13 protein-coding genes and 1 pseudogene are annotated in these 11,205 nt (G+C 62.1%); 8 read left to right on the top strand and 6 right to left on the bottom strand.

Translation table 11 applies throughout. The features are described 5' to 3' along the window. Positions 1–346 precede the first annotated feature (346 nt). Together CG51_RS18115 and CG51_RS18110 are read right to left on the bottom strand one after the other, a co-directional pair. Positions 347–661 carry a hypothetical protein gene (locus tag CG51_RS18115; protein WP_035747409.1) on the bottom strand — a complete coding sequence of 105 codons (315 nt, stop codon included), beginning with the start codon at positions 659–661 and terminating at the stop codon, positions 347–349. A 92-nt stretch (positions 662–753) separates the two neighbouring features. Continuing rightward, entirely contained in the window at positions 754–2,913 is a 2,160-nt protein-coding gene (locus CG51_RS18110) for a ParB/RepB/Spo0J family partition protein (protein WP_035747407.1), read from the bottom strand. Between the two features lie 236 nt (positions 2,914–3,149). On the opposite strand from CG51_RS18110, the gene CG51_RS18105 reads away from it, so the two are divergent. The 4 genes from CG51_RS18105 to CG51_RS18090 all read left to right on the top strand — a co-directional run bounded on the left by CG51_RS18105 (position 3,150) and on the right by CG51_RS18090 (position 4,950). Then, a complete protein-coding gene (locus CG51_RS18105) occupies positions 3,150–3,599 on the top strand; it encodes a universal stress protein (RefSeq protein ID WP_035747406.1) in 450 nt (149 codons plus the stop codon). 69 nt (positions 3,600–3,668) lie between these two features. Next, positions 3,669–3,947, top strand: a complete 279-nt coding sequence (locus CG51_RS18100) for a hypothetical protein (RefSeq protein ID WP_035747404.1) — start codon at positions 3,669–3,671, stop codon at positions 3,945–3,947. 120 nt (positions 3,948–4,067) lie between these two features. After that, complete coding sequence (locus CG51_RS18095) at positions 4,068–4,589, top strand: hypothetical protein (RefSeq protein WP_035747403.1); 522 nt, start codon at positions 4,068–4,070, stop codon at positions 4,587–4,589. An 82-nt stretch (positions 4,590–4,671) separates the two neighbouring features. After that, positions 4,672–4,950: an HU family DNA-binding protein gene (locus CG51_RS18090; protein ID WP_020952657.1), complete on the top strand. Its 279-nt coding sequence runs from the start codon at positions 4,672–4,674 to the stop codon at positions 4,948–4,950. Between the two features lie 70 nt (positions 4,951–5,020). Here the strand turns inward: CG51_RS18090 and CG51_RS18085 are convergent, their stop codons facing one another. From CG51_RS18085 to CG51_RS18070, 4 genes are all read right to left on the bottom strand, one after another. After that, positions 5,021–5,527, bottom strand: a complete 507-nt coding sequence (locus CG51_RS18085) for a ClbS/DfsB family four-helix bundle protein (protein ID WP_035747402.1) — start codon at positions 5,525–5,527, stop codon at positions 5,021–5,023. A 110-nt stretch (positions 5,528–5,637) separates the two neighbouring features. Beyond that, on the bottom strand, positions 5,638–6,078 hold the full coding sequence (locus tag CG51_RS18080; protein WP_035747401.1) for a JAB domain-containing protein: 441 nt from the start codon (positions 6,076–6,078) through the stop codon (positions 5,638–5,640). Further along, positions 6,071–6,271, bottom strand: a complete 201-nt coding sequence (locus CG51_RS18075; RefSeq protein ID WP_035747400.1) for a hypothetical protein — start codon at positions 6,269–6,271, stop codon at positions 6,071–6,073. Before CG51_RS18075 ends, CG51_RS18080 begins: the two co-directional genes overlap by 8 nt. A 144-nt stretch (positions 6,272–6,415) precedes the next feature. Further along, positions 6,416–7,612, bottom strand: coding sequence for a hypothetical protein (locus tag CG51_RS18070; RefSeq protein ID WP_035747398.1), 1,197 nt, complete (start codon positions 7,610–7,612; stop codon positions 6,416–6,418). Positions 7,613–8,298: 686 nt separating this feature from the next. On the opposite strand from CG51_RS18070, the gene CG51_RS18060 reads away from it, so the two are divergent. The 4 genes and pseudogenes from CG51_RS18060 to CG51_RS18045 all read left to right on the top strand — a co-directional run bounded on the left by CG51_RS18060 (position 8,299) and on the right by CG51_RS18045 (position 11,105). After that, complete coding sequence (locus tag CG51_RS18060) at positions 8,299–8,616, top strand: H-NS histone family protein (RefSeq protein ID WP_035747395.1); 318 nt, start codon at positions 8,299–8,301, stop codon at positions 8,614–8,616. Between the two features lie 396 nt (positions 8,617–9,012). After that, positions 9,013–9,213: pseudogene (locus tag CG51_RS18055) on the top strand (IS5/IS1182 family transposase); the annotation flags it as partial. A gap of 252 nt (positions 9,214–9,465) precedes the next feature. Next, positions 9,466–10,884, top strand: a complete 1,419-nt coding sequence (gene cls, locus CG51_RS18050) for a cardiolipin synthase (protein ID WP_035747392.1) — start codon at positions 9,466–9,468, stop codon at positions 10,882–10,884. Positions 10,885–10,889: 5 nt separating this feature from the next. Beyond that, the gene (locus CG51_RS18045; protein ID WP_051930858.1) at positions 10,890–11,105 is read left to right on the top strand and encodes an endonuclease/exonuclease/phosphatase family protein; all 216 of its coding nucleotides are present in this window, start codon (positions 10,890–10,892) and stop codon (positions 11,103–11,105) included. Positions 11,106–11,205 lie beyond the last annotated feature (100 nt).

Here is an 11,205-nt window from a genome sequence, read left to right as displayed (position 1 = left end):
GCGGCGATCCTGAAGGTACCGGCAGGAAGGCCCGACAGGCAACCACCGGCGATGATCGCCCTAGCCGTGAACAGGCCAGTGCGCGCCCTTCCCCGCCGACCTGCCGCCACGGGGAAGTCGACGCATCAGATTGGATACGGCCGGGACGCCGGATCGGCACCTGCCGCCCAAGCGCTCTACCGGGAAGAGGGACAGGGCAGGAAGCGCGATCAGAGCGTGCCACTGATCCGCAGAACCCACGGTCGAAGAGGCCGGAAAGAGGGAAAGACTGAGCCCTGTGCGCTCATGACGACCCTGGGGAAAAACGCCAACCAAAACGGCCGGTCGAACGGCCGGGGTGACCATTTCAAGCCACCTCATCCCACAGCCCGTCGGCGATCTCGCGCGCAAGCATCGTTCGGGCTTTCAACAGCAGGTCCGCGCCACAGGTGTCTATGTGACCATAGAATCGGGCACGACAACCGTCAGCCAGCCAGTCTGCATAGAAGCAGTATTCCCGCCGATCGAGACGGAACACCCGCAAGTCGTCCGCCCAGTGGGGCTTCGGCTCTACGACGACGGAAATACCGCTCTTGGTCTCGCGCCAGGGCAAGCACCGTTCTGTGGGCGGGTTACAGCGATCTTCGATGAAGATCGCATCTATGTCGATCGAATGCGACATGGGGACGTGCTCCAAAAGAAAAGCCCGGTCACGAGGACCGGGCAGGCTGGACTGAGAGGCTACAGGGCGGCCGGAGCTGCCCTGCGTGAGAGTCATTCGGCAGCGATGCGATGCGCCGGATCCTGCTCCTCGTCTTCCGCGGGCTCTTCGTCCTCGCTGTCGTCCGTGAGGAAGTCGGGCAAAGTTTCCGCTTCGGCGCCACCGGCGTCCGCCGCATCTGCGATGTCATCCAGAGCATCCATCCGCAGCGGCTCCGGCAGCCAGCCACTGCCTGCCAGCAGCCGTTCGGCCTCCGTTGCCATCTCGCCCTTCTTCAGATGGCCGATGAGTTCCACCGCCTGTTCGCCCACTCCTTCACGCACCGCCTCGAGGATGCGCGCCTTGGTCACGCGGCCGAGGTAATTGGCAACCGTCGGTTTCCAGCCGGACTCGACAAGATCGAGACCGGTCACGCGCGCGAGACGATCGGCCTCATGCATGCGGCGATCAAGCCCATGCTGACTGATGCCGTTGCTGCTATAGGGGTTCGGGCGTTCGTAGAGCGCATTGACCCCGAAGCTGAGGCAATGTGCCACCAGCGCCTGTCGGCTGGCCTCGTCCAGTGCATGCAGCCAGTCCCAGAGCCGGTCATCGCCATCATCAAGCGGAATATCTACCCGCCATGCCGCGTGCCGCTCGTCGATGGCCTGCGCCGGGAGCGAGTCGCCGAGATCCGGAGCCTGCACAGACAGATGCACTTCGCTGACGCGGGCCTGAAGCGCAGTGCCCGAGCTGCGGATGCCGAAGCAGTCGAGCACCAGCCGGTGCAGCAGCGCCGTCATCGCAATGCGCGGGTTGTTGGCGACTGCGTCCCGCAAAGCCAGGGTCCGATGAGCCGTCAGTTCGATCACCAGGCGTTCCGGCAGCGGCTTGATCGTCTCGCCTTCATCTTCCTCCTCCTCGGGCGCGGTGGCAGGCTCGCCCCCGAGGGTGATCACCGCACGCTGGTGGCCGACCTCCGGCTCGACGCGTTGCAGCACCTCGCCGGTCTCGGGATCGACGATCTCGGGCTCCGGTTCCAGCGGTGCCTCGTCCTCGGCCAGGACATAACCGCGCTGGATCAGCAGCGTGCCGTCGACATCAAGGCTGACGAAGACCCCGGCCCGCGCCATCTGCGCCGGATCATAGATCATCGGCCGCATCTCGAAGGCGCCGAGGATCTTCTCGATCTCGCCCAGCCGGGCATCGACCTCATCGGGGTATTCGTCCGCTTGCGAATACTCGGCCTCGAGCCGGTCGTATTCGTCGCGCAGCGCCTCGCGGGTGGCGCGTTCATCCTCGGTCAGATCGACCGTGGTGCCGATCAGCTGCCGCATGCCGTAAGCATGGCTGTAGGGGAAGCTGACCGCGACCTCGATCCACTTCCAGCCCTCGGCAGCGATGGTCTCGGCCTCGGCTTTCAGCTTCTCGTTCACCAGCCGGTCGAGCAGCACAGGATCCTGCAGCCAGCCGCCATCGTCCTGCTGGAAGAGATCGCGCAGCACATAGCCGCCCGCCGCCTCATAGGCCGCGATGCCGACGAAGGTGACGCGCTTGTCAGAGGCTCGCACCGTGGTCTCGGTCAGCATGCGCCGGATCTGATAGGGCTCCTTCGACCAGCTGTCCTTCACCGCATCCCAGACCTGCACCTGGCGATCATGATCAGAGGAGATGGTGAAGGCCATCAGCTGCTCGAGCGTCATGCCGTCCTCGGCATAGATTTCGAGCAGTGCGGGCGCGACCGAGACCAGCCGCAGGCGCTGTTTCACCACCTTGGAATCGACGAAGAAGGCGGCCGCAATCGCTTCCTCGGTCATGCCCTTCTCGCGCATCGCCTGGAAGGCGCGGAACTGGTCGACGGGATGCAGCGGCGCGCGTTCGATGTTCTCGGCGAGCGAGACCTCGTCGATGAGCACATCGTCGGCAGCATCGGACACGATGCAGGGGACCGGTGCAGTTTTGGCGAGACGCTTCTGCTGCACCAGCACTTCCAGCGCCCGGAAGCGGCGGCCGCCGGCGGGAACCTCGAATATGCCGGTCTCGACGCCATCCTCGCCCAGAACCGGGCGGACATGCAGGGACTGGATCAGCCCGCGCCGCGCGATGGACTCGGCGAGTTCATCAACCGAGACGCCGGCCTTGACGCGGCGGACGTTGGACTGGCTCAGCACCAGCTTGTTGAAGGGAATGTCGCGCGAGGACGACAGGGTGATCTTCTGAACGGCAGTGGCCATGTCAGATACTCCGAGGACGGGCACCGGGGAGACCCTCTCTCCGGCTACCAACCCGTCATGGAAACCCCCTCCCCTCTCTCCCTCTCCTGCCAGGCGGACCGATGATGCTCTGGGCCTCCATGACCGTCCCGGGCATTGATTTGTCCGGGAATTCCTTGGCCGGAGGTCTGACCTGTGCAACAACAGGACGATCCCGCCATGCGCCAGATCTTCCCTGTCAGCCAAAAGGAATGGTCATGTATCATCACATCCTGATTTCCACCGATGGATCGGAAACCGCCACCAAGGGCCTCGATCACGGCTTGACGCTGGCCAAGACCCTCGGTGCGAAGGTGACCATCGTCACCGTGACGGAAGCCTTCCCGGTCTATGCAGCGGCTGCGGGTGGCGCATGGGTTGCCCCCATCGAGGTCAGCGGCGGGTTCGAGAAAAGCCAGAAAGAACTGGCAGATGGCATCCTGAAGACCGCGAAGGAAGCTGCGGACAAGATCGGCGTGGCCGCCGAGGTTCTGCATGTCCCGAATGCCCAGCCTGCCGAGGCGATTGTCGAGACGGCGAAGGCGCGCGATTGCAGTCTGATCTGCATGTCCTCGCACGGGCGGCGCGGCCTTGGTCGGCTGCTGCTCGGCAGCCAGACTGCCGAAGTCCTCGCCCATAGCCCGGTGCCGGTGCTGGTCGTCCGCTGAGGGCGATTGATATGCCTGCGCTGCAAAAAGACCTGACGCTCGACGCGCCCCCATTTCCGGAGCCGTGCGTTGCCCGACGATGAACTGCCATCTTCATGGCTCGATCTTCTGCGCGACGCTGAGGGTCGGCCAGAAAATATCCTGTCCCTGACCAGCACCGATGCGGTTCCGGAGATCGAGCAGGTCGCCGAGCGCCTGACGGATCGCGGGCTCTTCAGAGTGGTGAGCGCGAAACGCTACCAGCTGACCGATGCGGGGCGCGACGTTCTTGCCAGGTCGCCCCGGTCAAAGCGGCGCAACGTCACCGGCAAAAGCGGGTGGTTCAGCAGGCTGCTGTCCCGGCGTTAATGCCGTGCCAGACATACCCTTGGGCGGCATCCCGCCCAGGGCCCACCGCAGATCCTTGCGAGCAGAAGACGCGCTCCCTACCTCCTGGTCGGGCGAAGATGCCAGCGACAACAAGAACATATGGGCATGCTGACAATGCGCTATCTGCTTGCATATTACTCCGGGACCACCAGCCAATGGCGGTGCCTCGACACCAATCTGCTGCCGCAGCAGATCGACAGAGCCGAAGATCTGCCAGCGGCGCTGGAAAACGCACCGATGATCGCGCTTTCCTGGATGTTGGAGCGCCGCGCATTCGGCAGCTATCAGGCCTCCGGAGCCGGCAAGAGCGATGCACGCGTGATAGTCTATGAACTGGAACCATCGGCGGCTTCACCCCTTGGCAACGGCAACGACTATGTCGGCCCCTGGCTGGAAATGTTCATGCAGGCGAACGAGCCGATCGGAACAATCGTCCTCACAGCAGGAAAGCCGATACCAGAGGAGGCGGCTATCGGCGCACTCCGGCAACTGGCGAGCACCCCGCTGCAAGCCTCAGATGAGGCATGCCAGCAGACCATAGGCCGCATGCGTGAATACGCACCGTCTGCGGCAGTGCACGCCGAAGCCCCGCCAGCAGTAACGAAGCAGGAAACGGCTTGAACGTCCACGCTGCGTGAAATTCAAGATTACGATCCTGCGCCAAAGCTGACATGGTCATCGGGATCCAACAGGAGCGACCCATATGACCACGATCAACGATATCGCCGCCAAAGTCGCGGAAGAGAATGGCCTGACCAAGGCTCAGGCCAAATCTGCCGTCGAGGCGGTCTTCAAAGCCGTGACCGACGCCGCCATTGCCGGCGAAGAAACCTCGATCCCGGGCTTCGGCAAGTTCAAGGTCAAGGAAACCGCCGAACGCGAAGGCCGCAACCCGGCAACCGGCGCAACCGTGACCATCGCCGCCTCAAAGAAGCTGGCCTTTACGCCTGCCAAGGCCGTGAAAGACGCGCTGAAAGCGTAAGGCCACAAGCAGACCAGGCACCTCTGCTGCACGGACAGGTTTCCCCTTGTAGCAGAGAGCTGTATCGCTCTCAGCCCGTCTCCTTGAGCCACTTCCGGATCCGGACTCGCGCATTGGCATAGGGAGAAGACGTATTGAACTGGATCATCCGGCCCTTGGTCCATTTCCCATACCAAGGCCCGCCGTATAGCTCGGCGTCGGGCCGTGCGGAAATCGTGTCGACCAGCCGGGTCCTGACCTCGTTCAGGCGTGCCAGCAGACTGGTCCAATCCAAAGCCTCATGATCCCGGTAGAACTTCTGGGCCAGCAGACCGAGTTCATTCCATTTGAACCCGGCCTCGGGAAAATCGACCCGCTCACCCCGGTCATCACGATCCAGCCACTTGAGCACCAGATCGTTCCATCCGATCAGATATGCTACCAAGTCGGCTGGGCTCATCATGGTCCCCGCAGCGTGCCCCACGAGTGAGTCTTCCCTTACACGGTCAGTTGGAACTCTCGCGAGATCGGCGGTGAGGCGATCAAATGTCGTCGCAATCGCTGCCAGTAGCTCGGCTTTTGAACTGGGAACCGCCATCCGGCTCTTCTCCGTCAATCAGCTGAAATTCTTCACAGTGTGTCTGACTGGCGATCCAGGTGAAGGATGGCTAGCCAGACCTGCCCGGTGAGAATTTGTCAACCTGACACTCAGAGATCTCCGCGGGCACGCAGGCTGACCTCCCGCCCTGCCCCGACGATGATATGGTCGTGCAGGGTGAGGCCAAGCGTCTTGCACCCCTTCTGGATCTCCTTGGTCATCTTCAGGTCGGCATCCGAAGGCTCGGGATCACCACTGGGGTGATTGTGGACGAGGATCAGCGCCGACGCGTTCATCAGCAGGGCGCGCTTCAGCACCTCGCGCGGGTAAACCGGCACATGGTCGACGGTGCCGACCGAGACCAGAACATCCGAAATCAGCCGGTTTTTCCGGTCAAGGTAGAGTACGTGAAAGCACTCGACGTCACCCCGTACTGCGATAGCACAATAGTCCAGCACAGCCTGCCAGGAGGTCAGCATCGGATTCTGGTTGAAATAGCGCGCAAGGATCTCGCGCGCCTCAAGGATGGCGGTCTGTTCCTGTTCAGTCATCGGCCCGCCCTCCGGACCCGCCGGCAAGCGTTGCGCCGCCATCGTCGTCATCATCAGACACGACGAGTTGGAATTCCTGGGTGATGAAGTCGTTGAGCCGGATCGCCAGCTCCATATTCGTGGCAACCGAAAGGCCAAGTGCCATGAAGGCGGTGTAGACAGCTGTATCCACTTTTTCGTCAAAGGTTTGCAAAAGGGGTCTCCAGGAATGAGAGGTCCGCCGCCCGCGCCCATGGGACCGCGAGCGCTTGGGTCGGGAACGGGAAGGGACGCGGCAACCGAGGACCAGATGCCGGGCTGCCGCGTGATGATGGGAAGAATGGGGTTGCGACTGGCTTCAGCCCACGCGCTCCAGCAGTTTCTTGGCCTTGCCCTCGAGCTCAAGCCGGGTGTCCTGCTGGGTCTTGTCCCGCGCGAGACGCGTGATCCCCTGAACAAAGTCGAAGATGCTCTCAGGCGGATGGCCCTCCTCGACCAGCACCTTGTCGATGATCTTCCCCGCCTCGAGCTTCGAGAAACCCCGCTTGCGCAGGAAGGTCTCGCGGTCCTCATCCGTCCGTGCCACGATCTGCTGGCGGGCCGCCTTGATCCCGTTGATGAAGCCCGAGGGTGAGGAATTGGCGAAGCGGGTCAGCGCCGGGGCTGCCTCATGCGCGAAGCGGGAGGCGGCATATTTAGAGTGGCGGATGGTGATCTCCTGGAATTCCTCCTGCCCCCAGATATTCCGGTTCTGGCACACCGCACGCAGATAGAAGCTGGCAATTCCGAGGGTCTTGGCCCCGACCTCCGAGTTCCAGCAATAGAAGCCGCGGAAGTAGAGATCCGGCGATCCGTCGGGCAGCTTACCTGCCTCGATGGGATTGTGATCATCCACGAGGAAGAGGAACACATCGCGATCTGAGGCATAAAGCGTGGTCGTATCGCGGGTGATGTCGACGTCCGGGTTATAGACCCCGGTCGACCAGTCGAGCGTGCCCGGCACCTTCCAGCGGGTATCACCGGTGCCGTTGCCCGCGATGCGTTGCACAGCCTCGACCAGCTCATGGTCATAGATCCGGCCATAATCCGGGCCGGTCACCGCGCGCAGCTCTGTCCTGCCGTCTTCGGTCTCGAAGGTCTTGATCTGCTCGGCGCGGTGACCCGAGAGGCCATACTGCAGATTGATCCCGGCCAGAGGTGCCGGCAGTTGGCGCAGATACGACGCCGGCGCACCAACCAGGCTGGCGAGTTGACCAAAGGCCCAATGGGTCGGTGCCAGCGGTGCATCCGCCTTCGGCAGGATCAGCTGCAGCCGTTCGGAATTGTCGCGACTGGCCTCGACATGGATCTTTGCCGTCTCGACGATCCGTGACGTGCTGCGCTCCGAGCGCGCCTTGACCGAGGCCCAGAGGTCATCGAGCGAGAGATAGCGCTCATCATCGGGCCGGTTGAACCATTCGGACGACACCCGGCCGTTGCGTGCTCCCCGGCTGACATCCACCTTGTAGCCGCCGCGCACCGGGCGCGCGGGTTCCAGAATCTGCATAGTGTTCATGACAGTCACTCCGCGACGGGCCGCCGGAGGCCTCTCCTCCAGCCCTGACCCGTCACGGGCAAACCAGCCGCTCTCTCACTCTGGATCCGACAGGACTGCCGTTACCAGTATCGGCCGCACAATCCTTCCCGGATCATCTGTGCGGCCACGTCGCGTCCATCGGGCAAAGTGCAGCGCCCGATGCTGCGGTCGTAGCTGGTGCGACCGTTCAGGGCGCAGCTGAGGGACTGCGCAGCAACCAGACCCCGCATGCGCCTGGTAGCCGCATCGCCTCGCACTGTTCCGCGCTCAGCACAGTCCAACGACCCGAACCGAACCGGCGTGCCCGCCACTTCAATTGTGTCGCCATCGCGAATATGACTGACAGGCCCCTCAATCAAACGACGGGCTGTCAATTCAGGCAGCGCGCCGAGACGCTCGGGAATGCGCTCCACCGCCATAAAACCAAGTAACAACGCACCGCCCATCACAGACAAAAACTGTAGAGGCCGGTTACGACTACCCGCTCGTCTCCGAGGCCAAGGTGCCGATCGCAGCGCAGTGACGCGCGTGGAAGGCCTAGACTGTCTTCTTCTGCTCATGCGGCAGCATTAGAGCACGCAACCATGTCTGACCATGTCCCCGAATGGGAAATTGCCCATCACTGCACGCTGCCCTATCAATGTTAAAGAACAAAGGGGACCTTGATGACCGATATCAACCTCGACGCGCTTTCGCTTAGCGAACTGAAACAACTGGAAAAGTCAGTCGCCAAGGCGATCACCTCCTTTGAAGATCGCCGCAAAGCCGAGGCCCGCGCCAGGGTCGATGAGTTGGCCCGCGAACTCGGTTATTCGTTCGAGGAACTTGCCGATGCGGCAACCGCGCGCCAACGCTCTCCCTCGGTAGCGAAATATCGTCATCCAGAAAACCCGGAACTGACCTGGTCCGGGCGGGGACGCAAACCCGGCTGGATCGGTGACGCGCTGGCCTACGGAAAATCGCTCGAAGATTTCGCTATCTGATCAACAGGGCGGGGCACGACAGGCCCTCGCTCGCATTGCGAGACGAGGAAGCCATGACCAACGACCTTGTGCGCAAGAATGCCTCTGTCATGTCCAAGGCGATGACGCTGATCTGTGTTCGGAATACGTGTCTTGAAACCCTGCATGCAGGCCCGGGAGTGGTCAGCCATACAGGGGACTATTCTGATGTGCTCGTGACGGACGCCAACGGCCGACAAATCCCATGGTCGGAGGTTTCCAGGATCAGCGATGACGAAATGCGCGACTTGATGCGCGAAATCGTCAATCCGCTCTACACATTCCAGTTGCGTGTCGGCGAACAAGAGTTTCGCGACTACCTGGACCTACAACTCACCTCGACCCAAAGCTGGGATGAACCCAGGCACGACTGGAACCTTGCACCGGGCACTCTGGCGGAACTGGAGCGGGTACCACCGGCGCAGCAGGGTCGAGACGAAAATGAACTGCGTGAAGCTGCTCGGCCAGCGGCTGATGTCCCGGGAATTCGACCGCCAGGTGGCGGAGGTCCAGATCAGGGTGGCGGTCCTCAACCGCTTCACGGCACTTGGCATCCCGATGACCGTGGCCGCAGGATAAGTGTGCCCGGGGAAAGGGGGATTGCGCTCGCCAGCTGATTTATCCAACAGCGCCGGGAGGGTTCCACATGGGTCAATTCTCAGTGACATTTTCTATCGTGGCTGGGTCAGTTCTCAGTGACATCCAACAGCTTATTTTGCGGTTGTGGTTTTGACCTCGATTTTTGCACCAGGGCCATGGCATTTCCTTTTCTAAAATCGCTGCTACGATAAGCGCGCTATTTTACTCTTTGACTCGGGAGCCGCTCGCCAGGTGACGACAGTTCTTGCGACAATACTGGCTGTTTTTGGCGCCTTGGCAGTCGCCTATTGCGTCTGGGCCGCGATTGCATCGGCGCGCACACCACAGGGTGCAGCCGCTTGGGTCGTCTTTCTCGTTTCATCGCCGTGGTTCGGCGTTCCAGCCTTCCTTGTGCTCGGTCGCCGCAAAGTCCGCGACTATCGCGCGGCATGGCGAGAAAGCCATGACCTGTTCAGCATACAAGATACCGAAGCGAGCAGAGGCACCCTCCCGTTTGAACGGGAGAAAACGCTGCGCGCGCTCGAACGCATCGGGGGACTGCCCTTTACCGGCGGAAATGAGGTCCGGCTGCTGATCGACGGCGGCGCGACCTTCGATGCCATCTGCGCAGTGGTCGACAGCGCGCGCGAAAGCGTATGTGTGCAGTTCTACATCATACGAGACGACGGGCTTGGACGGCGCTTGGCGGATCACCTCGTTGCTGCCGCCGCGCGCGGCGTGAAGGTCCGCGTGATGTATGACGGGGTGGGCAGCCAGAAACTGCCGGAGGCCTGGGCCGCCAGATTGCGCGACGCCGGTGTCGCCGTGCTGAACCCGGATCACTCCAGAGGTCCAACATCGCGGTTGGAGATCAACTTTCGTAATCATCGCAAAACGGTTGTCGTCGACGGTGACGTGGCCTTTGTCGGCGGGCACAACGTGGGCGACGAGTATCTCGGCCTTGACCCGCAGTTCGGCCGCTGGAGAGACACACATGTCGAGATCCGGGGGCCGGTCGCGGGGCAGATACAAGCCGTTTTCGCGGAGGACTGGCATTGGGCCAGCGGCGAGTCCCTGACGGACGATTTGCCATGGGAGGCGGGTGACGCGACGGACCCGGAAAACGCGACGCTTGCAGCCCTAGTGCCAACGGGGCCCGGAGACCCGATCGACAGCGGTAGCCTGATGTTCTTCACCGCGATCACGGCTGCCCGGGACAGGATCTGGATCGCCTCGCCCTATTTCGTACCGGACACCGACATCATGTCCGCGCTCGTCTCTGCGGCCCTTGCAGGTCGGGATGTGCGGATTCTGCTCCCCTCCACGATCGACCATTATCTGCCGTGGCTCGCTTCGCACGCCTATTTCGACGAATTGCGTGCAACAGGCGTGCGGTTCTTCCGCTATTGCGACGGCTTTTTGCACCAGAAGGTCATTCTCGTGGATGACGATCTGGCAGCGGTCGGGACCGCGAACCTCGACAACCGTTCCTTCCGGCTCAATTTCGAGAGCATGGTCTTCGTCGCAGACGGGGCCTTTGCGTCCGACGTGGAGCGCATGCTGTCTGACGATTTTGTACAGAGCGATGAACTGATCAGCGCGCTTGTCGATCAGCCGCTTCACATCCGGATCAGTTCGCCTCTTGCGCGGCTTTGGGCACCGCTTCTTTGAGAGTAATGAGGATTGTCAGCTACAACATACGAAAGGCGGTCGGACTGGATCGCAGGCGCGACCCGGAGCGTATTCTCGCCATCCTGCGCGAGGTCGATGCCGACATCGTTGTCTTGCAGGAGGCCGATCGCCGTCTGGGCAGGCGATCTGCCGCCTTGCCGCCGGAGATGATCCGGGGAGAAACGGATTACCGCATCGTCGATCAGCGGGCAGCGACGTGAGCCTCGGCTGGCACGGAAACGCGATTCTCGCGCGTGATGGTTTTGATGTAGAGGCGATGGACAGGCTTGACCGTAAGCGGCGCCTGTGCCCCACCTTCCT

Source organism: Haematobacter missouriensis (assembly GCF_000740775.1).
Lineage (GTDB): Bacteria > Pseudomonadota > Alphaproteobacteria > Rhodobacterales > Rhodobacteraceae > Haematobacter > Haematobacter missouriensis.
Note: the sequence above shows the minus strand (reverse complement) of the source record. Positions and strands in the feature narration are given on the sequence as shown.